Source organism: Pseudomonas sp. B35(2017), assembly GCF_002113645.1.
GTDB lineage: Bacteria > Pseudomonadota > Gammaproteobacteria > Pseudomonadales > Pseudomonadaceae > Aquipseudomonas > Aquipseudomonas ekonensis.
Genome location: NZ_NEIZ01000003.1, coordinates 232,333 through 253,818 on the forward strand (window position 1 = coordinate 232,333; position 21,486 = coordinate 253,818).

Below are 21,486 nucleotides of genomic sequence, written 5' to 3' on the forward strand. Positions count from 1 at the left end.
CCGGGCATAAGCGCCGGGCGGTCATCGTGAACGGATCTAGGTACCTGTAATTTCTGACAGTCAAGCACGGTAAATGACAGGCACAAAAAAACGGCCCCAAAGGGCCGTTTCCTGTTCACCGCAACCGCTTACCCCCCCAGATACGCCTCGCGCACCTTAGGATCGGTCAGCAGCGCTTCGCCGGTGCCCTGCATCACTACCCGGCCATTCTCCAGCACGTAGGCGCGGTCGGCGATCTTCAGCGCCTGGTTGGCGTTCTGCTCGACCAGGAACACCGTCACCCCGTCCTTGCGCAGCTGTTCGATGATGTCGAAGATCTGCTGGATGATGATCGGCGCCAGGCCCAGCGAAGGCTCGTCGAGCAACAGCAGCTTGGGCTTGCTCATCAGCGCGCGGCCGATGGCGAGCATTTGCTGTTCGCCGCCGGACATGGTGCCGCCGCGTTGGGTGAAACGCTCTTTCAGGCGCGGGAAAAGTCCGAGGACCTTGTCCATCTGTTCCTGATAGTCGCCCTTGTCGGTGAAGAATCCGCCCATGGACAGGTTCTCTTCCACGGTCAGGCGGGCAAACACCCGGCGGCCTTCCGGCACCACGGCGATGCTCTTGCGCATGATCTGCGACGAGTCCAGACCGACCAGTTCCTCGCCCATGTAGCGGATGCTGCCGCTGTGGGCCCGGGGCGAGCCGCACAGGGTCATCAGCAGGGTGGACTTGCCGGCGCCGTTGGCGCCGATCAGGGTCACGATCTCGCCCTGGCGGACTTCGACGTTGACGCTGTGCAGGGCCTGGATCTTGCCGTAGAAGGTGGAAACGTTTTCGAACTGCAGCATTTACGCTTCCCCCAGGTAGGCTTTGATCACTTCGGGATTGTCGCGGATCTGTTCCGGCGTGCCGTTGGCCAGGGGCGTGCCCTGGTTGATCACGACGATGTGGTCGGAAATGCTCATGACCAGCTTCATGTCGTGCTCGATCAGCAGCACGGTGACGTTGTGCTCTTCGCGCAGCACGCTGATCAGCGCCTTGAGGTCTTCGGTCTCCTTGGGGTTCAGGCCGGCCGCCGGTTCGTCGAGCATGAGGATCCGCGGACGGGTCATCATGCAGCGGGCGATCTCCAGGCGGCGCTGCTGACCGTAGGCCAGGGTGCCGGCGGGACGGTTGGCGAACTCCTTGAGGTTGACCTTGTCCAGCCAGTAGCCGGCGTACTCCATGGCTTCCTGCTCGCTCTTGCGGAACGACGGGGTCTTGAACAGACCGGACAGGAAGTTGGTGTTCAGGTGGCGGTGCTGGGCGATCAGCAGGTTCTCCAGGGCCGTCATTTCCTTGAACAGCCGCACGTTCTGGAAGGTGCGCACCACGCCCTTGAGCGCGATCTTGTGGCCCGGCAGGCCCTGGATCGGCTCGCCGTCCAGCAGGATGCTGCCGCCGGTGGGCTGGTAGAAGCCGGTCAGGCAGTTGAACACGGTGGTCTTGCCCGCGCCGTTCGGCCCGATCAGCGCCACCACTTGTTTCTCTTTCACGGTCAGGGCCACGCCATTGACCGCCAGCAGGCCGCCGAAGCGCATGCTCAGGTTTTCGACTTTCAGGATCTCGCGGCTCATTTGCGCAACTCCATGTGTGGGCGTTGCATCGGCAGCAGACCTTGTGGACGCCAGATCATCATCAGCACCATCAGGGCACCGAACATCAGCATCCGGTACTCGCTGAACTCACGCATCATTTCCGGCAGCAGGATCATCACCACGGCGGCGAGGATCACGCCCAACTGCGAGCCCATGCCGCCCAGCACCACGATGGCGAGGATGATCGCCGACTCGATGAAGGTGAACGACTCCGGGGTCACCAGGCCTTGGCGCGCGGCGAAGAAGCTGCCGGCGAAACCGGCGAAGCTGGCGCCCAGGGTGAAGGCCGAGAGCTTGATCACGGTCGGGTTCAGGCCCAGCGCGCGGCAGGCGATCTCGTCTTCGCGCAGCGCTTCCCACGCGCGGCCGATCGGCATGCGCAGCAGGCGGTTGATGATGAACAGCGCGCCCAGGGCCAGCAGCAGGGCCACCAGGTACAGGAACACCACTTTGCTCACCGGGTTGTAGGTCAGCCCGAAGAACTCGTGGAAGGTCTGCATGCCTTCGCTGGCCGAGCGTTCGAAGCTCAGGCCGAAGAAGGTCGGCTTGGGGATGTTGCTGATGCCGTTCGGGCCGCCGGTGAGGTCGGTGAGGTTACGCAGGAACAGACGGATGATCTCACCGAAGCCCAGGGTCACGATGGCCAGGTAGTCACCGCGCAGGCGCAGCACCGGGAAGCCCAGCAGGAAGCCGAAGGTGGCCGCCATCAGGCCGGCGATCGGCAGGCACAGCCAGAAGCTCCAGCCGAAGTAGTGCGACAGCAGCGCGTAGCTGTAGGCGCCCACGGCGTAGAAGCCCACGTAGCCCAGGTCGAGCAGGCCGGCCAGGCCCACCACGATGTTCAGGCCCAGGCCCAGCAGGACGTAGATCAGGATCAGGGTGGCGATGTCCACCGCGCCGCGCGAGCCGAAGAACGGCCAGATCAGCGCGACCACGATCAGGCCGACGATGATCCAGCGCTGGGTGCGCGGCAGGGTCAGGAACTGACTGACCTTGGGCGAGACCAGCGGGCCGCGGTCGGTGCGCATCAGCGCACTGAACTGTTCGCTGAACAGCACCCGCAGGAACATCAGCACCGAGCACAGGGCGATGACGGTCAGCGTCAGCGGGCCGGTGCCGTGCACTTCGAGGTTGATGCCGACGATGCTCAGCTTGAGGCCGAGGACAGGGAAGGCGACGGCCCAGACCAGCAGGGCGCTGAACAGCGCTTGTTTAAGATGTTTGCTCATACTTTCTCAACCTCCGGACGGCCCAGGATGCCGGTCGGCCGGAACAACAGGACCAGGACCAGGAGACCGAACGCCACCACGTCCTTGTATTGGTCGCCGAAGATGTCGGCGCCGAACGCTTCGGCCACACCCAGCACCAGCCCGCCGAGCATCGCGCCCGGAATGCTGCCGATGCCGCCCAGGACCGCTGCGGTGAAGGCCTTCAGGCCCACCAGGAAGCCGGCGTTGGGGTTGATCACGCCGTACTGCATGCTCAGCAGCACGGCGGCGACCGCGGCCAGCGCGGCACCGATGACGAAGGTCAGGGCAATGATGTTGTTGGTGTTGATGCCCAGCAGGTTGGCCATCTTGATGTCCTCGGCGCAGGCGCGGCAGGCGCGGCCCAGGCGGGAACGGGAGATGAACGTGGTCAGGCCGAGCATCGCGATCAGCGTCACGACGAAGACCAGGATCTGCATGTAGGAGATCAGGACTTCCTCGGCGCCGCCCGGACCGAAGGAGAAGCTCCCCGGAATCAGGTTGGGGATGGATTTGTCCTTGGAGTCCTGGGACAGCAGCACGGTGTTCTGCAGGAAAATCGACATGCCGATGGCGGAGATCAGCGGGATCAGACGGTTGCTGCCGCGCAGGGGGCGGTAAGCGACGCGTTCGATGCTGTAGCCGTAGGCACTGGTGACGACGATCGACGCGATGAACGCGGCGGTCATGAGCAGCGGCAGTGAGTGGATGCCCATCATGGCCAGCCCGGCAAGGGCGATGAAGGCCACGTAGGAACCAATCATGTAGACCTCGCCATGGGCGAAGTTAATCATTCCAATGATGCCGTAAACCATTGTGTAGCCAATGGCTATCAACGCATACGTGCTGCCAATGGTCAGTCCATTAACCAGCTGTTGGAAAAAATGATAGATCTCAGGCATTACAGCGCTCCTAAAAACCCGATACGCATTTCACTGGTGGAGTCATGTTCCGGCCCTGTGCTGTGTTCTGTGGCCACATTTGCACGGAGCGTTTGCCAGCGAACCGCTGGTGACGGTTTTAAGATTTTCAGGTGAACCAGCGCCCGGATCGCGGGCGACTGGCCCATAAACCTCGTAAAACAAAGCCCACTGCTCGCACAGTGGGCTCACTGACCAGTAATGCCAGGCTTACTGAGGGGAAACTTCGGTCTTGGGCTTGCCGAAGTGCCACTGGTAGACCACGAACTTGAAGTCCTTCAGGTCGCCCTTGGCGTCGTAGGACAGCTCGCCGGTCGGCGTCTTGAAGGTGCCGGCGTGGATGGCTTCGGCCACCTTGGCGGTGTCTTCGGACTTGGCGGCCTTGATGCCTTCGGCGATCAGTTCGACGGCGGAGTAGGCCGGGAACACGAACGGACCGCTCGGATCCTTGCCGTCAGCCTTGACGGCGTCGACGATGGCCTTGTTCGCAGGGTCGGCGTCGAAGGACTTCGGCAGGGTCACCAGCAGGCCTTCGGAAGCGTCCTGGGCGATCTGCGAGATGGAGTCGTTGCCGACGCCTTCCGGACCCATGAACTTGGCGTTCAGGCCCTTTTCCTTGGACTGGCGCAGGATCAGGCCCAGCTCAGGGTGGTAGCCGCCGTAGTAGACGAAGTCGACGTTGTTTTGCTTGAGTTTCTGGATGATCGAGGAGAAGTCCTTGTCACCGGCGTTCAGGCCTTCGAAGACGGCAACCTTGATGCCTTTCTTCTCCAGGGTCTGTTTGACGGCGGTGGCGATGCCTTCACCGTACTGCTGCTTGTCGTGCAGGACCGCGACGACCTTCGGCTTGACGTGGTCGGCGATGTAGTTGCCGGCCGCAGGGCCCTGGGCGCTGTCCAGACCGATGGTGCGGAACACCAGCTTGTAGCCACGGGTGGTGATGTCGGGGCTGGTGGCCGCCGGGGTGATCATGATCACGCCTTCGTCTTCGTAGATGTCCGAAGCAGGCTGAGTGGAGCTGGAGCACAGGTGACCGACCACGAACTTGACGCCGTCGTTGACCACTTTGTTGGCTACGGCCACGGCTTGTTTAGGGTCGCAGGCGTCGTCGTATTCCTTGGCTTCGAGCATCTTGCCGTCGACGCCGCCCTTGGCGTTGATGTCCTTGATGGCTTGCTTGGCGCCGACGAACTGCATGTCGCCGTACTGGGTCACCGGGCCGGTCTTGGGACCTGCGATACCGATCTTGATGGTGTCGGCGGCGAACGAATGGCTGGCCACCCCGGCCAGAACCATAGCGGCAAACAGTTTGGAAATCTGCTTAGTAGCCTTAGTCATAGTGCTCCACTCTTGCTGTTGTATTTTTTAGAGTCCTGGCGCCGTAGCAGCAGAACCGGGTCCGATATCTTTGCGATACCTTCCGGAAATGCCCCCGGCAACTGTACCGGTACAGTGTAGAGCGCCGGTCGTTGGCCTGGGAAGCTGGCGCCAGGGGGCAAATCCTGAGGGTGTCGCTTTGATGAAAGAAAAAGACAGAATTGCGGCGGGGCGTTCAGGGGGCTTATGCCCCAATCATCGGCATTCCTTGGCGTTCCTGCTCTTTTCGTTCGGTACAGCCGTTTCCTACCGGGTTTTTCTGCCGGACCACCGACGTTATCATTCGCGCCGATTTCTTTTCCGGACAGTCCCATGAATCAAGAACCTAGCACCCTCTATGCCAAGCTGCTTGGTGAAACCGCATCGATCCGCTGGAAAGAGCTGGAGCGCTTCTATGCCCAGGGTGCCCTATTGTGGGTCGATCCCGGGCTGGATCTGATCGCGGTCGCCGAGGCCGTGGCGTCGGACGAGGGCGAGAAAGTGGCCGCCTGGCTGGCCGCCGAGAAGGTCGCCAAGCTCTCTGAAACGCGGGCGCTGGACATTTTCGGGCGCGACCCCGAGATGTGGGCAGTGGTGGTGCGGCCGTGGATTCTGATCCAGGAAAGGGCGACGGAGTGACAGCGTGCACCGATTGTGTGCGTGATGTCGTCGGCGAAAAGTGTGTAGCCGAGTAGCGTGATGGCACGTTGCCGTAGAGAAATGCCACAAGCGGAGGTGGCATCACGGTGACGTAAACGTAACGGGAACAGTTCATCGGGCAGCCTGAGGGCTGCTCAATTGTTTCTGGATGTTTGAAGGGCTGAAATTTTGAGGGTGTTTTCTGGCCCCATCGCTGGCAAGCCAGCTCCCACAGGTTTGGTGGCGCTCACAATAATGGTGTTCACCTGGATCTTGTGGGAGCCGGCTTGCCGGCGAAGGGGGCAACTCGGTCTGTAGTCAGGCCGAGTAGGTGCGCCCGGTATGGCTGTTGAGCGAGATGACTTTGGTCTTGCCGATCCGGTGACGGTAGATCTCGCGCAGGTACTTGATCGCTTTCTTCACGCAATCGCGGGAAAGGCGGATGTCGTTGATCGAGACGAACTTCTCTTTGTCGTTGATCAGCTCGCGGTACTTCTTCTCGTACATCGGCTTGATCGCGTACCAGTTGGTGTCGAGGATCTTCGCCGGGTTCTCGAATTCGTTGAGCAGGTCGTCGATCCGGTCTTCGTCGAAGTCCTCGTGGACGATGAAGTCCAGGATCGAGTTGTCCAGGGTCTCGTCGAAGCGGTACGGGTTCTTCGCGAAGCAACGCTTGATGAACGCCACGATCAGGGTCAGGAAGTCGTCCGACAGGCACGGGCTCTTGGCGATCAGGGTGGTCAGCGACAGGTTGGCCGAGGCGCCGATCACCAGCGCGTAGCGTTTGAGCGTGGTGTTGGGGAACAGGCTGTTGAGGTGGGTCTTCAACCGGTTCAGGTCCATGTACGACAGCTTGTAGTCCTTGGGCAACGAGACGATCGAGACCACCGACGAGCAGTTCTTGAAGAAGTGCAGGTCGTGCAGGGCCGCCGCGTCGTAGCCGGAGTTCTTGTACTGCTCCAGCGAGGCGCGGTAGCGCTTGGACTCGATCGGCAGCAGGCTGATGCCTTCGATGGCCTGGGTGACCTTGTTGAAGTGCGGCAGGTCGATGGAGCGGAAGAACAGGTCGTCGATGTTCAGGCGCTGCGGCTCCTTGTCGAACACCTTGAACTTGTCGCTGCTCGGCGGCGGGGTCTCCGGCACCACGGACTCGGCGTAGGCGATGGCCACAGGGCCCGCCAGGCTCATGAACAGGTCGTTGGCGTCCAGGCGGATGGTCTCGCCGATGTCGATGCCGGCGCGGCGGAAGTAGTTCTGGTCGTAGTCGGTGGTCACCGCCTGCGCCGTCAGGATGTTGAAGATCTGCTGCGAGATGTACTGGTTGGCGTGCTTCTCCATCGCATTGACGTCAATGTTCTGGATGTTGCCGTCATCGTTCTCTTCGGCGTAACGCATGATGTCGTTGGAGATCAGCATCATGGCGTTCCAAGGGCGGATGCGGCCCATGACGCTGGCTTCGCTGCTGTCTTCGTTGGCGAAGTTGTACGAGAAATCCCATTCTTCCGACAGGTACTTGCACAGCAGGCGGCCGGCGTTGATGTGCAACGCTTCGGACATTTCGCTGCGGTGGTCGGAGATGTTCGGCAGCACGCAAATGCCGCTGGTGAAGATCGGCTCGAACACGAACGAGTGGCCGCTCTTGCCGTCGTGCTCGTCCATCGGCTTGGTGTCGAACGTCTTGTTCATGTACGAGTGCTGCTGGGCCAGGCCGAATTCCGAGGCCATGCCGGAGCCTGTGCCGCCGCCGGCGCTGAAGATCGAGAAGTACAGGCGCGACTGGTTGGCCTTGATGCCGCAGCTGTCGATCAGGTACGAGTGGATCATTTTCCAGTCGGGGCTGGAGAAGCGCTGGGTGTCCTTGTTCAGGATGATCTTGGCCAGGTACTGGCCCAGGATCGGTGCGTTGCCCGCGCCGCCGGCGTGGACTTCGGACAGGTCCATGATCTTCATCTTGCTGTAGTCGCGCAGGAACCCGGTCTTCTCGCCCTTGCGCGAGAAGCGGATGCGCCCGGCGATGTCCTTGTCCAGGTCGCCGAGCATCACCAGCGGCTCCACCAGGAACACCGGTTTGCTGGCCTTGTTCGGGCCGATCCGCAGGTTGGTGCGGATCCACTGGGCCGGGCTGTAGCCCTTGTCGGCCAAGCGGCGGTCGACGGCCCGGTCCTCGTTGTTGAATTCGTTGAGGTAGAACTTGCGCGCGTTGTACACCAGCTCCGCCACGTCCAGGGCGATGTTGGAGCCGCAGCGGCCCAGGCCGATCAGGCACACCGACGGGAATTCCTGGTCGTTGTGCTGTTCGTTGTCGCCTTCCAGGTGCGGCGGGCGCGGGAACACCAGGTCACGCAGGCCGTCGAGGTTGTCGAGGATGCGGTCGGTGTTGGTTTCGGTGAAGTACAGGTACTGCTGGGTGCCCAGCGGACGCGAGGGTGGCAATGGCTTCGACGGCGATGGCGACGGGCTGTTCGCCGCCGGGCTCAGGGTCAGATCGGATACCGCAGTGGCCGGATTGTTCTTGGAAGTCATTGGGCGCCATTTACCTGGACTGGTTGGCCCGGCGACCGCTGTCGCCGAACCTCACGGAATGGAATCTCGCGTCTGTTTGCTGCGCGTGTTTGGCCCGGATTCCGGGCCGTTGGCCTGGGTGTCGTCCGGGGGAATCCTTTCCTGATTGATGATGGATCGGCCATGATTCGGCGATCTTTAATAAAAAGGAGGCTAAATGATGTCAACGCTACCTTCGTTGGGGTTCGCCGGGATCGGCCTGATGGGCCTGCCGATGTGCCGGCGGCTGCTGGCCGCGGGCTATCCGCTGACGGTGTGGAACCGCAACCCGGCCAAATGCGCGCCGCTGGTGGAAGCCGGCGCCCGGCAGGTGGCGACCCCCGCCGAACTGTGCGCTCAGGCCGATGTGGTGATGCTGTGCCTGGCCGACACGGCGGTGGTGCGCGAGGTGGTGTTCGGCCCGGCGGGCATCGCCGAAGGCGCGAAGGGCGGTCAGTTGCTGGTGGACTTCTCCAGCCTGGAGCCCACCGCCACCCGCGAGATGGCCGCCGAGCTCCGTGGCCGCACCGGCATGGGCTGGCTCGATTCGCCGGTGTCCGGCGGGGTGGCCGGCGCCGAGGCCGGCAGCCTGGCGATCATGGTCGGCGGCGAGGCGGCGGACCTTGAGCGGGTGCGCCCGGCGCTGATGAGCCTGGGCCAGCGCGTGACCCATATGGGCGGCGTCGGCGCAGGCCAGGTGACCAAGGCCTGCAACCAGATGATCGTGGCCTGCAATGCCCTGGTGATCGCCGAAGTGGTGGCGCTGGCCGAAAGTGCCGGGGTGGATGCGGGCCTGATCGCCGAAGCCCTGGCCGGCGGGTTCGCCGATTCCAAGCCGTTGCAGATCCTCGCCCCGCAGATGGCCGCCAGCCGCTTCGAGCCGGTGAAGTGGCACGTGCGCACGCTGCTCAAAGATCTGGACACGGCAGTGAAGTTTTCCCGGGAGACCGGTTCGGCCACGCCGCTCAGCGGATTGGCCGCACAACTGATGCGCCTGCATGGGAGCCAGGGCTTTTTGCAGCAGGATCCAGCGACACTGGTGCAGATGTACCGTGGGCCCGACTCAGCGGATTGACCGTGTGGGCGTGCTTGCGCTGGTCGATTTCCTCCAGCACCGGCCGCAGTTCACTCAGCGGCACCGGGCGGCTGAGCAGGTAGCCCTGGATGAAATCGCAGCCCGAGCGCTCCAGGAATTCGTATTGCTCCAGGCTTTCCACGCCTTCGGTGACCACCTGCAAGTGAAGGGTGTGGGCCATGACGATGATCGCCTGGACGATCTCCATGTCGGCGGTGGCCTTGGGGATGTCGAGGATGAACGAGCGGTCGACCTTCAGGGTGTTCAGCGGCAGGCGCTTGAGGTAGGCCAGCGACGAGTAGCCCGTGCCGAAGTCGTCGATCGACAGCGACACGCCGAGGGCGCGGATCTGGCGCAGCAGCACCAGGGTGTTGGCGATGTTGCCCATCAAGGCGTTTTCGGTGACCTCCAGCTCCAGCCGTTCGGGTGAGACCCCGGCGGTGCGCAGGGCGGTTTCGATCTCGTCGGCCAGCTCTTCCCGCGCCAGGTTCAGCGGCGAGCAGTTCCAGGCGATCTTCAGTTCGTCGCAGCCGTGGCGGGACAACTCGCCCAGGTCTTCGCAGGCCTTGCGCAGCACCCAGTTGTCCAGCTCGGCGATCAGACCGTTGGTCTCGGCGATGGCGATGAACCGGTCCGGGGTCAGTAGGCCGTGCACCGGATGTTGCCAGCGCACCAGCGCCTCAAGCTTGGTGACCCGGCCGCTGCGCAGCTCGAGGATCGGCTGGTAATGCAGGGTCAGGCCGTTCTCCTCGCGCAGGGCCAGGCGCAGTTCCTCTTCCAGCTGCAGTTCCAGGGTGGCGCGGTTCTTCAGGTTGGCGTTGAAGAAGTGCAGGCCGTTGCGCCCGGCGCCCTTGGATTGGTACAGCGCCAGGTCCGCGTGCTTGAGCAGCTCTTCGCAGGTGGTGCCGTCCTCCGGGAACAGGCTGATGCCGATGCTGGTGGTCATCACCATCCGCCGCCCGGCCAGTTCGATCGGCTCCTTCATCTTGTGCATGATGCGCTGGGCCAGGTTGCGCGCCTCCTCACGGTCGCGCAGGCCGATGAGGATGCAGAATTCGTCGCCGCCGAACCGGGCGACCACGTCCTCATGGCTGCGCACCGATCCTTTTATGTGCCGGGCGATGACCTTGAGCAGCTCGTCGCCGGCGTCGTGGCCGAGGCTGTCGTTGATGCGCTTGAAATGGTCGATGTCGAGGAACATCACCGCCAGCATTCCGCCTTCCTTGGTCTTCTGGCTGAGCTTTTCGGCGAAGATCTGATTGAAGCCGCGGCGGTTGATCAGGTTGGTCAACGCGTCGTAGTTGGCCACCTGCTGCAATGACATGCGCGCCTGGTCCAGCTGGGTGAGCAGGGTGTTGACCCGGCGCAGGTCGTTTTCCTTGTGCTGCAGTTTCTTGTCGGCCAGCGCCGCGCTGATGGCGCTGCCGAGGATCAGCAGGGTGATCAGCGCCACCGTGAGACCCAGTTGCATGTGCCCGGACTGCGGCGGCAACGCCGGCAGGCTGTTCTCCGGCAGCACCAGTTGCAGGGCGGCCATGCCGGTGAAGTGCATGCTCAGGATGCCGGCGCCGAGGATCAGCGCCGCCGCGTACTTGAGCAGTTGCAGGTACAGGCCGGCGCCGTCGCGCAGGCGGCCGGCCACCCACAATGCGGCGAAGCTGGCGCCGATGGCGATCAGGATCGACACCGTGAACAGGGTGGGGTCGTACCAGGCCGTGGCGGCGGAGCGCATGGCCGCCATGCCGACGTAATGCATGCCGGCGATGCCCAGGCCGATGACGACGGCGGTCTTGAGGTATTGCAGCAGGCTCGGTTGCGCCTCGCTCAGGGTGTGCATCGCCAGCCACGAGGCGAAGAGCGCGATCAGCAGGGAAAACAGCGTGACGGGCAGGTCGTACTGGATGTCGATCGGCGCCTGGAACGCCAGCATGCCGATGAAGTGCATGGCCCAGATGCCGCCGGCCAGGCACAGGGCGCCGATCCAGCGCCAGAAGCGCTGCGAGGCCGGATCTTCGGCGTGCCCGACGCGTTCGGCCATGTCGAGGGTGGCGAAGCTCGCCGCGCAGGCGACGAGGTAGGCCACCAGCACCAGCAAGGCGTCATGTGTGCAATTGAGGATGACCTGCCCGCTCTGCGGCAACTCGGCAACGAACTGTAAACCAAGCCACTCCATAGCATGCCCCGTCTCTGAGTGCGTCCCGAGTGCGTTCCGGCCGCGTCATGAACGCAGACGAACGACTGGAGTATAGAGGCCGAATGTGGGGCGAATGCGGTAGTGGCACATTGGCGCTAATGATTTCGGCATTAGCGTCATAGCGAACGGAACTATAGCCAACGGAACAATAGCCAACGGAACAATAGCCAACGGAGCGATAGCGAGCGGGACTGAGGCTCAGGCGCTCTGTTCGTAAGGCGTCTGCGCCCAGTGCGGCTCCAGCGGCGGCAGGCCGAAGCGGGCGCGGGCCTTGTCGCAGTCGGTGTTCTGTTCGCCGTTTTCCCAGGACGACTCGAACTCCCGGCAAGGGCTGGAGCGCTGCTCGTAGATCGAACAGTGCACCGTGCTGCCCACCTCGCCGACCAGCGCGGTGCAGCGGGGCGACTTGCAGTCCGTGCCGTTCATCGCCACCCGGCTGGGGCTGATCTGCGTCACCAGCTCGTCAGGCACCGTTCCGCCGGCCGAGGCGCACTCGCCCCAGAAAAAGGACACGCGGAAATGGGAACAGCAGGCACCGCAATTCAGACACGGACTGGCTTCGGACATGGTCAGGCATCAAAGGAGGGATGGGAAGGATCCGGACGGATCCGGCGGCTATTCTAGGCTTCGCCGCAGACTTGGGAAGGGGGGCGCAAAAGTATTTTTTCGTTGCCGGATTTTGCCGCAAAAGCCCCGGTTTCCGGGGGATTCCAGGCAATTCAAGGGCTTACGTTTCGTAACATCGCCATGGCCCGGTATCAGGCCGGCGAATGATCACAGACATCCGCCGAACGGCTGACTAGATTGCAGGTTCCGGGCTCGAACGCGTCGGCCGTGCAGCCCACATAACAATAAAAGAGGCGGACCCATGCAGCACTCGACCCAAGCGGCGAATGCCTGGCGCATTCTGTTCCTGCTGTTCCTGGCCAACCTGTTCAACTTCTTCGACCGCACCATTCCGGCGATCATCATCGAACCGATCCGCATGGAATGGCACCTCAGCGATTTTCAGCTGGGGATCGTCGGCACCGCCTTCACCATCGTTTACGCCATCGCCGGCCTGCCGCTGGGGCGCATGGCCGACACCGGCTCGCGCAGCAAACTGATGGGCTGGGGCCTGGCGGCCTGGAGCGCGTTGACGGCGGTCAACGGCATGGTCGGTAGCTTCTGGAGTTTCCTGCTGGTGCGCATGGGCATCGGCATCGGCGAGGCCAGCTATGCGCCGGCCGCCAACTCGCTGATCGGCGATCTGTTCCCTGCCCACCGCCGGGCGCGGGCCATGGGCATTTTCATGCTGGGCCTGCCGCTGGGGCTGCTGCTGGCGTTCTTCACCATCGGCGCGATGGTCAAGGCCTTCGACAGCTGGCGCGCGCCGTTCTTCATCGCGGCGGTGCCGGGGCTGGTTCTGGCGGTGTTCATGTTCTTCATCAAGGAACCCAAGCGCGGCGCGGCGGAGACCGTGCAGGTGTCGCAGGCGCCCGTCGACAGGCCGATCCGCCGGGTGCTGGCGGTGCCGACCTTCCTGTGGCTGGTGATGGCCGGGCTGTGCTTCAACTTCGCCACCTACGCCTGCAACTCGTTTCTGGTGCCGATGCTGCAGCGCTATTTCCTGATGCCGCTGCAGGAGGCGGCGGTCGCCACCGGGCTGATCGTCGGCGTCACCGGGCTCATCGGCCTGACCCTCGGCGGCTGGGTCGCCGACAAGATCCACCAGCGGGTGGCCAACGGTCGGTTGCTGTTCGCCGGGTTCAGCCTGATCGTTTCCACCCTGTGCACGGCCTGGGCGCTGCATGCCGGGCGCATCGAGATCGGCGTGTTCGTGGCGGTGTTCAGTGTCGGCTGGCTGTTTGCCTACAACTTCTACACCTGCGTCTACACAGCGATCCAGGACGTGATCGAACCACGCCTGCGGGCCACGGCGATGGCGCTGTTCTTCGCCGGACTGTACCTGTTGGGCGGGGGCCTTGGGCCGGTGGTGGTGGGAGCCTTGTCGGATCATTTTGCGCAGTCGGCGATGCTGGCGGCGGGCGCGGGGGAAATGAGCGAAGCGTTCAAGGCCGTCGGCCTGCATGACGCGATGTACCTGATCCCGGTGGCGTTGTTCCTGACGATGGTGTTCCTGTTCCTGGCGGCGCGGTGCTTTGTGCGCGACGCCCAGCGGATGAAGACGGGGCTGGCGGCGGTGGTGCCGCAGGGTGAGGCGGCGACGGCGTGATCGCTTTCGCCGGCAGGCGGGCTCTCCCATTGGAACGCCGTTCAGGCTGTGGGAGCCAGCCTGCTGGCGATGCGGCCGTCCGCAGCGCCTGAAAATCCGACAGGCAAACAAAAAGGCCCGCATCGCTGCGGGCCTTTTCGTTTTTTGCCGGAGGGCAGGGTGGATCAGCCCGCCACCAGCACCCGGATCGCTTCCAGGCGCAGGGCGGCCTTGTCCAGCATCGCCAGGCCTTCCTCGCGCTGCTTGCGCAGGGCGACCAGTTCGCTGTCGCGCACGCTCGGGTTGACCGCCTGCAACGCGGTCAGGCGCGCCAGTTCTTCGTCGGTGTCCGCCGCCAGGCGACGGCGGGCCTCGGCCACGCGCTCGGCGTGGCGCGGGGCGATCTTGTCTTCACCGGCGTTGATCCGTGGCGTCAGCTGGTCGCGCTGGGCCTGGATGAACTTGTTGGCGCTGGCGCGGGGCACGCTTTCCAGCTGGTCGTTGAGGGTGTTGAACGACACCCGCGCCGCCAGGTCGTTGCCGTTGGTGTCCAGCAGGCAGCGCAGGGCGGCCGGCGGCAGGTAACGGCCCAGTTGCAGGGCGCGCGGGGCGACGACTTCGCTGACGTAGAGCAGTTCCAGCAGCACGGTGCCGGGCTTGAGCGCCTTGTTCTTGATCAGCGCCACGGCGGTGTTGCCCATCGAGCCGGACAGCACCAGATCCATGCCGCCCTGCACCATCGGGTGTTCCCAGGTGATGAACTGCATGTCTTCGCGCGACAGCGCCTGGTTGCGGTCGTAGGTGATGGTCACGCCTTCGTCGTCGCCCAGCGGGAAGCTGGCGTCGAGCATCTTCTCGCTCGGCTTGAGGATCAGGGCGTTTTCCGAATGGTCTTCGCTGTCGATGCCGAAGGCGTCGAACAGGGTTTCCATGTAGATCGGCAGGGTGAACTGGTCGTCCTGCTCCAGGATCGCCTCGACCAGCGCCTCGCCTTCGCCAGCGCCGCCGGAGTTGAGCTCCAGCAGACGGTCGCGACCGGTGTGCAGTTCGGCTTCCAGGCGCTGGCGCTCGGTGCGCGCCTCGTCGATCAGGGCTTGCCACTGGCCGTCGTCGGCCTCTTCCAGCAGCGGCAGCAGGCGCGGGCCGAACTGATGCTGCAGGGCGTTGCCGGTCGGGCAGGTGTTGAGGAACGCGTTCAGCGCCTCGTGATACCACTGGAACAGGCGCTCCTGCGGGCTGGTCTCCAGGTACGGCACGTGCAGCTCGATGACGTGCTTCTGGCCGATCCGGTCCAGACGCCCGATGCGCTGTTCCAGCAGGTCCGGGTGCGACGGCAGGTCGAACAGCACCAGGTGGTGGGAGAACTGGAAGTTGCGGCCTTCGCTGCCGATCTCGGAGCAGATCAGCACTTGGGCGCCGAACTCTTCGTCGGCGAAGTAGGCGGCGGCGCGGTCACGCTCCAGGATGCTCATGCCTTCATGGAACACCGTGGCCGGGATGCCGGAACGCACGCGCAGGGCGTCTTCCAGGTCCATCGCGGTTTCGGCGTGGGCGCAGATCACCAGCACCTTGGTGCGTTTGAGCATCTTCAGCTGGTCGATCAGCCACTCGACGCGCGGGTCGAATTTCCACCAGCGTTCCTCTTCGCCGGCGTCCGGCTGGGCCTGGAAGCTGACTTCCGGGTACAGCTCGGCGTGTTCGCCCAACGGCAGTTCGAGGTATTGGTCCGGGCACGGCAGCGGGTACGGATGCAGCTTGCGCTCCGGGAACCCCTGCACGGCGGCGCGGGTGTTGCGAAACAGCACGCGGCCGGTGCCGTGGCGGTCGAGCAGCTCGCGCACCAGGCGGGCGCTGGCTTCGCTGTCGCCGTCGTTGACGGCGGCGAGCAGCGCTTCGCCCTCGGCGCCGAGGAAGTCATGGATGGTCTTGTGCGCGGCGGGCGAGAGGCGGCCCTTGTCGAGCAGTTCCTGCACGGCTTCGGCCACCGGGCGATAGTTGTCGCTCTCGGCGCGGAAGGCGGCCAGGTCGTGGAAACGGTTCGGGTCCAGCAGGCGCAGGCGGGCGAAGTGGCTGTCCTGGCCCAGTTGCTCCGGGGTGGCGGTGAGCAGCAGCACGCCGGGAATCACTTCGGCCAATTGCTCGACCAGCGCGTACTCCGGGCTGGCCTTCTCTTCGTGCCAGACCAGGTGGTGCGCTTCGTCGACCACCATCAGATCCCAGCCGGCGGCGAACAGGGCGTCCTGGGCCTTTTCGTCGTCGACCAGCCATTCCAGCGCAACCAGCGCCAGTTGGGTGTCTTCGAACGGGTTGGCGGCATCGCTCTCGATGAAGCGCTCTTCATCGAACAGCGCGACCTGCAGGTTGAAGCGGCGGCGCATCTCCACCAGCCATTGGTGCTGGAGGTTCTCCGGCACCAGGATCAGCACGCGGTTGGCGCGGCCCGACAGCAACTGACGGTGGATCACCAGGCCGGCTTCGATGGTCTTGCCCAGGCCCACTTCGTCCGCCAGCAGTACCCGCGGCGCGATGCGGTCGGCGACTTCACGGGCGATGTGCAGCTGGTGGGCGATCGGTTGCGCCCGGGAGCCGCCCAGGCCCCAAAGGGTGGACTGCAACTGGCGGCTGGTGTGTTCCAGGGTGTTGTAGCGCAGGGAGAACCACGACAGCGGGTCGATCTGCCCGGCGAACAGGCGGTCGCTGGCCAGACGGAACTGGATGAAGTTCGACAGCTGGGTCTCCGGCAGGGTGACCGCTTCGTTCTGCCCGTTGAGGCCGTGGTAGACGAGCAGGCCGTTGGCGTCCTCGACTTCGCGCACGGTCATCTTCCAGCCTTCGAAGTGGGTGATGGTGTCGCCCGGCGAAAAGCGTACGCGGGTCAGGGGCGCATTCCTTAGCGCGTACTGGCGGGTGTCGCCAGTGGCCGGGTAAAGCACGGTCAACAAGCGGCCGTCCTGTGCCAGAACGGTGCCTAAACCAAGCTCTGCTTCGCTGTCACTGATCCAGCGTTGCCCCGGTTGATACTGCTGCGCCATGCTGCCTGACTCCCACCTTGAAAAAGCGGGCTATCTTAACGGAATGAGGCTCCGAGGCCAAAGGATTAGGAGCCGTGCCCGGCTTTTAGCTGCCAGCGGCAAACTGAGGGAAGCGTAGGTCATGCATCGGATTCGCGGACGCCGGCGGCACTGTTCGATGCCGATCCGGTCACAAGTTTTCGACCGGTGGCTCAAGGCGTGCCGGGTGCCGCCGATAGCCTGCTGACAGGAGACCCTTCATATGCTGCCACCGATGCTCCCCCTGAGCGCCGTGCCGATCACTTCCCAGCAGGATCCGATCCGCCAGCGGCCGGACATCCCTCCGGTGGTGCCGGTGCAGGAAAGCTCCAACGAAAGCACCATCGACCTGCAAAAGCGCGATCCGGAAGAGGACGGCCTGCTGCTGCGCGAGGAGCAGCGCCGCCAGCAGGAGCGCGACCGCCGCCGGCGCGAGGCCGACGAGGATCCTGAGGAGCACTTGGCCGTGCCCGGCACCGAACTCAACGCCGACAACACCGTGCCGGTGGTGCCGCTGATGGAAGACCAGCCGCGCCAGGGGCTGTGGGTCGACATCGAGATCTGACCCGGGCGGTACATCAATTGTCGAGGTTCATGCGCTGCGGGCTCTGGTCAGCGCCGACGCCAGGCCGCATCATGGGCGCAGTCCTGTCGTTGACGCGGCAGTTGCGATCCTTCCACCCATGCACCGAACGCCATGAGCCAAGACGACAAGCTGATCGACCTCAACGCCGAACGCGCCAAGCGGGTTCACGACCTCAACGACAAGCGCCTGAACGAAGTGCGCCAGGCTTTCGAACAGGCGATGCCGTTGGGCAAAGCCAAGAAAAAGCCGAAAAACAAACCGAAAAAGCGTTGATCTCCCCTGCATCCGTTGATGCAGGTCATTTATTCCCCTTCCTTCCCCCCGCGCATCGACCGGCATTGATCCCGGTCAATTTCTCCCCCCGTCCGATTGGTTAACTTAGCTCCATCGCAACAGAGCAGGGGCCAGGAGGCCAGTGTCATGTTTTTCGATAACGTGGTGTTTGCCGGCGTCCTGACCGTTGGCCTCATGGTTGTGTTTTTTGCAGGGTTTGGAATTTTTATCTGGAAGGATGCGAATAAACGCAAAAAACCGTAGGTCCTTTTGGATTGATGAGCACGCAAGGCATTTTGGGCAACTTCGGTTGCCCTTTTTTTTGCCTGCGGTTTTTTGGGGTTGGCCTTGGCGGCTTCTGGGCCGACCAGGCTACGGTTTGGTTGAGTACATATCCGTTTCTGCGGTAACGGCGGCTTAGGGTTCCGCCCTTACGGCGGGTCACTTTTTTCAGACGCCAAAAAAGTAACCAAAAACGCTGGCCCCGGCGTTCGGCCCCTCGCTGAGGCTCGGGGTTCCTTCGCTCCGGGATTCATCCGGGGGCATCGGCTACGGTTTGCTTCGCTGCACCTCCTTCCGATGTGTTTGGCTGCGCCAAACGGCGCTGCGCGCCCACCCCCGGATGAACCCCTCCGCTCAGCCTTCCGAAGGGGCCGGCAGATCAAGATCAAAAGCTAGGCGAGCTGACACTCGGCCTTTTGATACGTGCGCGATGGCGGCCTGACAGCCGACCAACCTCTACCTGATTGCACCCGATCCAACTGTGGAAGCTGGCTTGCCAGCGATGGCGGCCTGATAGCCGACCAATCTCTCCCTGACTGCCCCCAATCCAACTGTGGGAGCCAGCCTGCTGGCGATGACGGCCTGACAGCCGACCTGTTTCTGACTGGCCGACACAATTCCCTGTGGGAGCTGGCTTGCCAGCGATGGCGGCCTGACAGCCGACCAATCCCTCCCAGACCACCTCAATCCCTGTGGGAGCCAGCCTGCTGGCGATGGCGGCCTGGCAGCCAACCAATCTCTCTCTGACCACCCCAATTCCTGTGGGAGCTGCGGTGCGACGACTCGACTTGCCAGCGACGGCGGCCTGCCAGCCGACCAATCCCTCCCTGACCACCTCAATCCCCCTGTGGGAGCCAGCCTGCTGGCGATGACGCCCTGCCAGCCAACCCCCTCCACCTGACCGCCCCCGCTCAGGCAACAAAAAAGGCGTGACCCTCTCGGATCACGCCTTCTTCAACACCTGTGACGATCAGCTGCCCAGCGCCTTGGACGCCAGCCAGAACAGTCCGGCCGACAGGGCCACGGTGGCCGGCAGGGTCAGTACCCAGGCCAGCAGGATGGTGCGCACGGTGCCGCTCTGCAGGCCGCTCTTGTTGGCGACCATGGTGCCGGCCACGCCCGAGGACAGCACGTGGGTGGTGGACACCGGCAGGCTGAAGATGTTGGCCATGCCGATCATGCACGCGGCGGTGATCTGGGCGGACATGCCTTGGGCGTAGGTCATGCCTTGCTTGCCGATCTTCTCGCCGATGGTCAGCACCACACGCTTCCAGCCGATCATGGTGCCCAGGCCCAGGGCCAGGGCGACCGCCAGGATCACCCAGAACGGGGCGTATTCGGTGGTGGTGGTCAGGTCTTTGCGCAGTTTGTCCAGGTCGGCCTTTTCACGGGCCGGCAGGCCTGGCAGCTTGGCGACCTTCTTCGCGGTGTCGTCCAGGCAGAGCAGGTAGCGGCGCACTTCGATGCGGCTTTCCGACGACAGCGAATGGTAGTCCGCCACGCCCTTGAGGGTGTCGAGCAGGGCGGCGATGGTCGGTTCGGTCTGCTGCGGGTTGCAGCGGAACTTCTCCGGCAGGTCGCCTTCAACGCTCTTGCCCAGGGCCAGGAACTCGCCCAGGGAATCGGCGTTGCGCTTGTAGAACTGGCTCAGGTGCAGGGTGGCGTCGCGGGTGCGCTCGATCTGGTAGGTGGTGCTGTTCAGGTCGAGCACGAACTGCGCCGGGACGATGCCGATCAGCACCAGCATGATCAGGCCGATGCCTTTCTGGCCGTCGTTGGAGCCGTGCACGAAGCTTACGGCCATGGCCGAGATCACCAGCACCAGGCGGTTCCAGAACGGCGGGTGCTTCTTGTCGTCGATCTTGCGGCGCTGCTCCGGCGTCTTGTGCATCTTCGACAGCGGGCGCCACCATTTCAGGCCGATCAGCACCAGGGCCGCGACCAGGAAACCGGCCATCGGCGAGAACACCAGCGAGGCGGCGATGTCGATCGCCTTCTGCCAGTTCACCCCGTCCGCGAGCGGAATGTCGTTGATCAGGGCATTGGCCAGGCCGACGCCGAGGATCGAACCGATCAGGGTGTGGGAGCTGGAGGCCGGGATACCGAAGTACCAGGTGCCCAGGTTCCAGGCGATGGCGGCGGCGAGCAGCGAGAACACCATGGCCAGGCCGTGGCCGGTGTTGACGTTGATCAGCAGTTCCACCGGCAGCAGGTGGACGATGGCATACGCCACGCCGACCCCGCCCAGCAGCACGCCGAGGAAGTTGAACACCCCCGAGAAGAACACCGCCAGGTGCGGCGGCATCGCTTTGGTGTAGATCACAGTGGCTACCGCGTTGGCGGTGTCATGAAATCCATTGATGAACTCGAAGGCGAGGACAAATGTCAGGGCGAGCAAGAGGCTCACAAGCACCCAGGCATCCAGTCCGCTGAATAAATCGATCATGAAGGTTTTCTGGCCCGGTCATAAGGGGGCGCGATTATGCCAGAAAAGACCGGAAATCGATCCCCTACCTGCTCATCGGTAACATTCTTCAACGAATTAATTTGTATCAGGCGGCAAAGTCCGAGCGTTTTGCAGGGTTTTGCAAGTGCTTGATTTGATTGAATAAATGGCTCATCGGCAAGCGTCAGGGCCAAGGCGCGGAGGCCTCGAACGCTTGTGTGAAATATCTCTGAAACGGGTCAGGCCCGTCGTTTCCGCTGTAGGACGGAACGGTTAGGCCGCTGCCCGCGGGTAGCGGGCGCGCAAGGCATCGTCGTGGCACCGCGCTTGTAACCGGTGTCGACGCAAACCCTTGGACAAGTCAATGCCAAAGGCTCATGGCTCTTCGGCTTTGAGTTCCTTTTCCATTTTCTGCAGTTCTTGCTGGAAGACCTGATCCTGAACGGTGGCGCGTTTGCGCCAGGGTTTGCGTTCCGGTTCGGGCTGGGCGGCGTAGGTGGTGACTTCCCCGCCGTAAACTTCCTTGTAACGTTGTTCCTGGCGCTCAAGTTCCGCGCGCAGTTCGTCTTTCGTCACAGTGCTACCTGTTTGAGTTGAGATGAATGTCTGGTGAAACGCACAGCAACGAATCACTCAAGCGAGTCCGCCGAGGGCAACCGGCCTGAACAGGCGACGGTGTTGTCGGCAGAACGCTCGGGACTTCCATGTTGCAGGCGGCTACGGCACCAGATTAAAACTGACGCAGCATCAGTTTCCGGGTTCAGCGAGCGCGCTGGCGGTGTATGGATAACGGGCATCAGGCGCTGGCCGGGACCGACGGCGATGGACATCGCGTCGGCGGGCGACGCCGTCGGCAACTAAAGGCGCGGCGTCACTGAGTTGCATTATAGCGGCCGATTCGGGATTGACTATCTTCGGCAAGTTAAAAACGGTTGCGCGGGCATGATTGTTTTGTGACTGACATTTTTTATCGGTAGTTGTCGCGGCGATGGCCGGCGGTGTGATTTTGGCGTCATTAAGCCGGACAACTAAGGTTCGCACTCAACGAGTGCTCCAAGTTCAAG

17 protein-coding genes are annotated in these 21,486 nt (G+C 63.3%); 6 read left to right on the plus strand and 11 right to left on the minus strand.

The features are described from left to right. Positions 1–128 precede the first annotated feature (128 nt). The 5 genes from CAG41_RS07700 to CAG41_RS07720 all read right to left on the minus strand — a co-directional run bounded on the left by CAG41_RS07700 (position 129) and on the right by CAG41_RS07720 (position 5,124). A complete protein-coding gene (locus tag CAG41_RS07700) occupies positions 129–830 on the minus strand; it encodes an ABC transporter ATP-binding protein (RefSeq protein ID WP_085581652.1) in 702 nt (233 codons plus the stop codon). Continuing rightward, positions 831–1,598, minus strand: a complete 768-nt coding sequence (gene livG / locus CAG41_RS07705) for a high-affinity branched-chain amino acid ABC transporter ATP-binding protein LivG (RefSeq protein WP_085581654.1) — start codon at positions 1,596–1,598, stop codon at positions 831–833. Then, positions 1,595–2,848 carry a high-affinity branched-chain amino acid ABC transporter permease LivM gene (locus tag CAG41_RS07710; RefSeq protein ID WP_085581656.1) on the minus strand — a complete coding sequence of 418 codons (1,254 nt, stop codon included), beginning with the start codon at positions 2,846–2,848 and terminating at the stop codon, positions 1,595–1,597. The genes livG and CAG41_RS07710 overlap by 4 nt, the downstream gene beginning before the upstream one ends. Further along, positions 2,845–3,768 (minus strand): high-affinity branched-chain amino acid ABC transporter permease LivH, encoded by a 924-nt coding sequence (livH, locus tag CAG41_RS07715; RefSeq protein WP_085581658.1) that lies wholly within the window; start codon positions 3,766–3,768, stop codon positions 2,845–2,847. Before livH ends, CAG41_RS07710 begins: the two co-directional genes overlap by 4 nt. Before the next feature lie 228 nt (positions 3,769–3,996). Further along, positions 3,997–5,124 carry a branched-chain amino acid ABC transporter substrate-binding protein gene (locus CAG41_RS07720; protein WP_085706826.1) on the minus strand — a complete coding sequence of 376 codons (1,128 nt, stop codon included), beginning with the start codon at positions 5,122–5,124 and terminating at the stop codon, positions 3,997–3,999. A 351-nt stretch (positions 5,125–5,475) separates the two neighbouring features. Here CAG41_RS07720 and CAG41_RS07725 point away from each other — a divergent pair, with 351 nt between their 5' ends. After that, on the plus strand, positions 5,476–5,781 hold the full coding sequence (locus CAG41_RS07725; protein ID WP_085581662.1) for a DUF2288 domain-containing protein: 306 nt from the start codon (positions 5,476–5,478) through the stop codon (positions 5,779–5,781). A 318-nt stretch (positions 5,782–6,099) separates the two neighbouring features. Here CAG41_RS07725 and CAG41_RS07730 read toward each other — a convergent pair whose 3' ends face one another. Continuing rightward, complete coding sequence (locus tag CAG41_RS07730) at positions 6,100–8,304, minus strand: hypothetical protein (RefSeq protein ID WP_085581664.1); 2,205 nt, start codon at positions 8,302–8,304, stop codon at positions 6,100–6,102. Between the two features lie 196 nt (positions 8,305–8,500). Here CAG41_RS07730 and CAG41_RS07735 point away from each other — a divergent pair, with 196 nt between their 5' ends. Continuing rightward, entirely contained in the window at positions 8,501–9,397 is an 897-nt protein-coding gene (locus CAG41_RS07735) for an NAD(P)-dependent oxidoreductase (RefSeq protein WP_170929958.1), read from the plus strand. On the opposite strand, the gene CAG41_RS07740 is transcribed toward CAG41_RS07735, so the two are convergent. Both CAG41_RS07740 and CAG41_RS07745 read right to left on the minus strand, forming a co-directional pair. Further along, a complete protein-coding gene (locus tag CAG41_RS07740; protein ID WP_085581666.1) occupies positions 9,288–11,570 on the minus strand; it encodes a bifunctional diguanylate cyclase/phosphodiesterase in 2,283 nt (760 codons plus the stop codon). The genes CAG41_RS07735 and CAG41_RS07740 overlap by 110 nt on opposite strands. Before the next feature lie 219 nt (positions 11,571–11,789). Then, entirely contained in the window at positions 11,790–12,158 is a 369-nt protein-coding gene (locus CAG41_RS07745) for a YkgJ family cysteine cluster protein (protein ID WP_085581668.1), read from the minus strand. Between the two features lie 301 nt (positions 12,159–12,459). On the opposite strand from CAG41_RS07745, the gene CAG41_RS07750 reads away from it, so the two are divergent. Next, positions 12,460–13,806 carry an MFS transporter gene (locus CAG41_RS07750; protein WP_085637307.1) on the plus strand — a complete coding sequence of 449 codons (1,347 nt, stop codon included), beginning with the start codon at positions 12,460–12,462 and terminating at the stop codon, positions 13,804–13,806. A gap of 164 nt (positions 13,807–13,970) precedes the next feature. On the opposite strand, the gene rapA is transcribed toward CAG41_RS07750, so the two are convergent. After that, positions 13,971–16,817: an RNA polymerase-associated protein RapA gene (gene rapA / locus CAG41_RS07755; RefSeq protein WP_085632172.1), complete on the minus strand. Its 2,847-nt coding sequence runs from the start codon at positions 16,815–16,817 to the stop codon at positions 13,971–13,973. A 241-nt stretch (positions 16,818–17,058) separates the two neighbouring features. Here rapA and CAG41_RS07760 point away from each other — a divergent pair, with 241 nt between their 5' ends. The 3 genes from CAG41_RS07760 to ccoM all read left to right on the plus strand — a co-directional run bounded on the left by CAG41_RS07760 (position 17,059) and on the right by ccoM (position 17,958). Next, positions 17,059–17,400 carry an aspartate-semialdehyde dehydrogenase gene (locus tag CAG41_RS07760; RefSeq protein WP_085581675.1) on the plus strand — a complete coding sequence of 114 codons (342 nt, stop codon included), beginning with the start codon at positions 17,059–17,061 and terminating at the stop codon, positions 17,398–17,400. A gap of 132 nt (positions 17,401–17,532) precedes the next feature. Next, positions 17,533–17,694 (plus strand): hypothetical protein, encoded by a 162-nt coding sequence (locus CAG41_RS28555; RefSeq protein WP_008016476.1) that lies wholly within the window; start codon positions 17,533–17,535, stop codon positions 17,692–17,694. Between the two features lie 147 nt (positions 17,695–17,841). Next, positions 17,842–17,958, plus strand: coding sequence for a cytochrome c oxidase subunit CcoM (gene ccoM / locus CAG41_RS29010; RefSeq protein ID WP_302471303.1), 117 nt, complete (start codon positions 17,842–17,844; stop codon positions 17,956–17,958). Positions 17,959–18,946: 988 nt separating this feature from the next. Here the strand turns inward: ccoM and CAG41_RS07765 are convergent. Beyond that, complete coding sequence (locus CAG41_RS07765) at positions 18,947–20,422, minus strand: inorganic phosphate transporter (RefSeq protein WP_085632174.1); 1,476 nt, start codon at positions 20,420–20,422, stop codon at positions 18,947–18,949. A 375-nt stretch (positions 20,423–20,797) separates the two neighbouring features. Next, positions 20,798–20,998 carry a hypothetical protein gene (locus CAG41_RS07770; RefSeq protein ID WP_007986337.1) on the minus strand — a complete coding sequence of 67 codons (201 nt, stop codon included), beginning with the start codon at positions 20,996–20,998 and terminating at the stop codon, positions 20,798–20,800. Positions 20,999–21,486: the final 488 nt, after the last annotated feature.

Coding starts and splice junctions, on each gene's coding strand:
- CAG41_RS07765 (WP_085632174.1), bottom strand. CDS start 20,422: ATGATCGATTTATTCAGCGGACTGGATGCCTGGGTGCTTGTGAGCCTC.
- rapA (WP_085632172.1), bottom strand. CDS start 16,817: ATGGCGCAGCAGTATCAACCGGGGCAACGCTGGATCAGTGACAGCGAA.
- CAG41_RS07735 (WP_170929958.1), top strand. CDS start 8,501: ATGATGTCAACGCTACCTTCGTTGGGGTTCGCCGGGATCGGCCTGATG.
- livH (WP_085581658.1), bottom strand. CDS start 3,768: ATGCCTGAGATCTATCATTTTTTCCAACAGCTGGTTAATGGACTGACC.
- CAG41_RS07740 (WP_085581666.1), bottom strand. CDS start 11,570: ATGGAGTGGCTTGGTTTACAGTTCGTTGCCGAGTTGCCGCAGAGCGGG.
- CAG41_RS07745 (WP_085581668.1), bottom strand. CDS start 12,158: ATGTCCGAAGCCAGTCCGTGTCTGAATTGCGGTGCCTGCTGTTCCCAT.
- CAG41_RS28555 (WP_008016476.1), top strand. CDS start 17,533: ATGAGCCAAGACGACAAGCTGATCGACCTCAACGCCGAACGCGCCAAG.
- CAG41_RS07725 (WP_085581662.1), top strand. CDS start 5,476: ATGAATCAAGAACCTAGCACCCTCTATGCCAAGCTGCTTGGTGAAACC.
- CAG41_RS07710 (WP_085581656.1), bottom strand. CDS start 2,848: ATGAGCAAACATCTTAAACAAGCGCTGTTCAGCGCCCTGCTGGTCTGG.
- CAG41_RS07700 (WP_085581652.1), bottom strand. CDS start 830: ATGCTGCAGTTCGAAAACGTTTCCACCTTCTACGGCAAGATCCAGGCC.
- livG (WP_085581654.1), bottom strand. CDS start 1,598: ATGAGCCGCGAGATCCTGAAAGTCGAAAACCTGAGCATGCGCTTCGGC.
- CAG41_RS07750 (WP_085637307.1), top strand. CDS start 12,460: ATGCAGCACTCGACCCAAGCGGCGAATGCCTGGCGCATTCTGTTCCTG.
- CAG41_RS07730 (WP_085581664.1), bottom strand. CDS start 8,304: ATGACTTCCAAGAACAATCCGGCCACTGCGGTATCCGATCTGACCCTG.
- CAG41_RS07760 (WP_085581675.1), top strand. CDS start 17,059: ATGCTGCCACCGATGCTCCCCCTGAGCGCCGTGCCGATCACTTCCCAG.
- CAG41_RS07720 (WP_085706826.1), bottom strand. CDS start 5,124: ATGACTAAGGCTACTAAGCAGATTTCCAAACTGTTTGCCGCTATGGTT.
- ccoM (WP_302471303.1), top strand. CDS start 17,842: ATGTTTTTCGATAACGTGGTGTTTGCCGGCGTCCTGACCGTTGGCCTC.